A 3,262-nucleotide genomic window follows, 5' to 3' on the forward strand; every position below is an offset into this window, starting at 1 on the left:
AATATCCAACAGTGAACCGATCCAGGCAGCGGTCGCCGCGCCATGGGCCTGAGTACCGAATGGGCTGCCCATGCCGGGCTCTTGCTGATGTTCGCGCTCGGCCTGCGGCATGGCCTGGACCCCGACCATATTGCCTGCATCGACAGCCTCACCTGGCGCTCGATTGAAAGCGGCGGCGGGTTGGCGCGCTGGGTCGGTACGCTGTTTGCGCTTGGCCATGGGCTGGTGGTCACGCTGGTTGCGGTATTGCTGGGGCAACTGGCCGTGAGCGTACCGATTCCGCCCGGGATTGCGACGATTTTCGATTGGCTGCCGACCCTACTGCTGGTCGCCGTTGGCGTACTGAACCTGCGCGAACTGCTGTCGCCGGGCCGGCATTACCAGGTCCGCGGCTGGATATCGGGATTGATTCCAGGGCGCTTGCGCCAGCGTTCCGGGCCGCTCGGGGTCGTGTTGGTCGGAATGCTTTTTGCTGTCGTGTTCGACACCGCAACGCAAGCCTCGATGTGGGCCTACGCCACCACGGTGCAAGGAGGCAGCATGGCGGCGATGGTGGCCGGCCTGGCCTTCACGCTGGGCATGGCAATGACCGATACGATTGACGGCCGGCTGCTGTGCGGCGCAGCGCGGCGGGCAGGCAATAGTGAGGGCAGCGGGCGGCACCGGCGCGCGCTGGGTATGCTGATCGTCTGCATGTCATTCGGTGCTGCGCTCTATCGGATCATCGCCGCCTTCGAGCCGGATGCGGAATTGGATGAATTGACCTACTCGGCGATCGGCCTGTTGCTGTTCCTGGTCATGTTTGCCGCCTGGGCCTGGACCTTCCTCGCGCGCAGCGAAAAGAGGCCTGCGCAGCGTGCGGCAAAAATCTCTTAGTGAACTAAGCACTATCCTGCTGCCTGAACCCGGCGTCCACCCGGCGCGCAGGCTGCACCAAGCTTGCACCGCTTTGGAGAGCAGCACCAGAACGAGTCGTGCAAATGTCGTTTTGCTCCCGATTCGGGCGCAATGCATCCCTCCGTATTCGTGGCGCGGCGTGGCACAGCATTTGCTAATGCCACAGTATGCAAAATCCAACTCGCCTGTACGCAATTGCCGACGACCGCCAGTCCGAGGCCGCCACCGCAATGCTGCAGATCAGCGCAGTCAGCCACACCTATTCCTCGACGACTGCAAGCACACTTGCGCTCGATGGCATTGACCTGAACATCGCGCCAGGCGAGTTCGTCGCGATCGTCGGCTCATCCGGTTGCGGCAAAAGCACCTTGCTGCGCATAGCCGCCGGTCTGATGACGCCTTCGCTGGGCGCAGCGCTGGTAGATGGCGCGGTAGTGACCGGTCCGCGTCCCGACGTTGGCGTGATTTTCCAGGACGCGGTGATGCTGCCCTGGTTTTCAGTCCTGGAGAATGTCGTGCTGCCGATTCGCGCAGCGGGCGGCAACCTGACCAAGGCGCGCCGGCACGCCGCCGAATTGCTGGATCGGGTCGGCCTGGCGGGCTTCCACGATGCCGCACCGTCGCAACTGTCCGGCGGCATGCGGCAACGCGCCGCCATCGTGCGCGCGCTATTGTCCAAGCCGCGCTTGCTGCTGATGGACGAGCCGTTCGGCGCACTCGATGCCCTTACACGCGAGCAAATGAACCTGGAACTGGCGCGCATCGCCGAGCAAAGCGGGTGTGCCGTGCTGCTGATTACGCACAGTATTTCCGAAGCGGTGTTCCTGTCGGACCGCACCATCGTCATGACGCCGCGGCCGGGACGGATTGCCGAGGAAATCGCCGTGCCGCTTCCGCGCCCGCGGGCCGCCACCACCATGCTCCATCCTGAATTTTCAGCCCTGTGCCACCAGGTACGCGGCCATTTTGATGGCAAAGGGGAATGAGCGATGACTGAGGCGGTCAATAAAATGCCGGCGACGCGCCGATTGCCGGCCAGGTTTTCGCGCTTGCTGGACCGGTTGGCGCGCTACGGCATCCTGCTGTTGCTGGTCGCCGCGTGGGAAGCCATCGTGCGCGGCTTCAATGTATCGCCGCTGACCTTCGCCAAGCCGAGCGACATTGCGGTAGCCATCTTGCGCGGCATGGAGCGCGGGCTGTACTGGGAGCATTTGGGCGTCACCGTGTTCGAGATGGTGGTCGGTTTCATTATCGGCAGCTCGCTGGGCTTCGTGCTCGGTGTGGTGGTCAGTGAATTCGGCCGTCTCGGCAAGCTGCTGTTCCCCTCTCTGGTGGCGGTGCAGTCCCTGCCCAAGGTCGCGGTTGCGCCCTTGATCATCATGTGGTTCGGATTCGGCCTGGAGTCGAAGATTTTCGTGGTGGCGCTGATCACGTTTTTTCCGGTCCTGATCAATACGCTGAGCGGACTGTCGATCGTGGACAGCGCACGAATCGACCTGATGAGGGTGATCTTGGCCAGCCGCTGGCAGACCTTCATCTATGTGCGCTTGCCATCCGCCGCGCCTACCATATTCGCCGGCCTGAACGTGGCCGTGGTGCTGGCATTGACCGGCGCCATCGTTGCCGAGTTCGTCGGCGCCCAGCGCGGCCTGGGCGTGCTGGTGTTGCAGGCGCAGGCCAACCTCGACACGGCCGGCATGTTCGCCATCCTGATTTTCCTGGCCAGTATCGGCCTGGCCGCCAACCTCGGCATCCGCACCCTGGAGCGTCGTGTCGTGTACTGGGCCCAGCGCCGGGACAGCGAGCCATGAGCGACGCCTTTGCCCAGGCGCTGGCGCGCCAGGCGCAGCAGTTGCAGGACGCCTGTACCGCATGCGGTCGCTGCTTCGAGATTTGTCCGATGCCAGCGCCGGCCGGTATTGGCGCCAGTGATCCCGGGGCAGTCACGGCCGGCGTGCTCGATATCCTGCGTGGCGGCCCCGGCACAGCGCAGGCGCAGCGCTGGACCGAGGTCTGCTCGGGCAGCGGCACCTGCATTCCGCATTGTCCGGAGGCGGTCAACCCGCGTCTGTTGCTGTCGCTTGCCGGACTGACGCTGAAAAAGCGGGCCAGCGCCGAAGAAAGTCGACTGAAAGGCGGACAGGCATTCGCGGCGATGACCAGGGGCGTGCGGGTGCTGCCGCGGCTGCAGCTTGAGCCCGAGATGCTGGCCCGGCTTTCGGCAAAGCCCGAACCCGGCGCCGCGCCGGACTTTGTTTTTTACACCGGATGCCAGGTCCTGAAGACACCGCATATCGTGCTGTTATGCCTGGACATACTCGATGCGCTGGAGGTCCGGTATCAGGTCATGGGCGGCCCGGGCGAC

Annotated in this window: 4 protein-coding genes; all 4 read left to right on the forward strand. The window is 64.3% G+C overall.

Going from position 1 to position 3,262, the window contains the following annotated elements; translation table 11 throughout:
• Positions 1-42: 42 nt before the first annotated feature.
• A complete protein-coding gene (locus tag Q7T64_RS06175) occupies positions 43-876 on the forward strand; it encodes a hypothetical protein (protein WP_304792896.1) in 834 nt (277 codons plus the stop codon).
• 188 nt (positions 877-1,064) lie between these two features.
• Positions 1,065-1,883 carry an ABC transporter ATP-binding protein gene (locus Q7T64_RS06180; protein WP_304792899.1) on the forward strand — a complete coding sequence of 273 codons (819 nt, stop codon included), beginning with the start codon at positions 1,065-1,067 and terminating at the stop codon, positions 1,881-1,883.
• 3 nt (positions 1,884-1,886) lie between these two features.
• Positions 1,887-2,708: an ABC transporter permease gene (locus Q7T64_RS06185; RefSeq protein WP_304792903.1), complete on the forward strand. Its 822-nt coding sequence runs from the start codon at positions 1,887-1,889 to the stop codon at positions 2,706-2,708.
• The coding region (locus tag Q7T64_RS06190; protein WP_304792906.1) for a hypothetical protein at positions 2,705-3,262 on the forward strand (558 nt) is incomplete at its 3' end. The genes Q7T64_RS06185 and Q7T64_RS06190, both read left to right, overlap by 4 nt.

Source organism: Lacisediminimonas sp. (genome assembly GCF_030645335.1).
Classification (GTDB): Bacteria; Pseudomonadota; Gammaproteobacteria; order Burkholderiales; family Burkholderiaceae_D; genus Lacisediminimonas.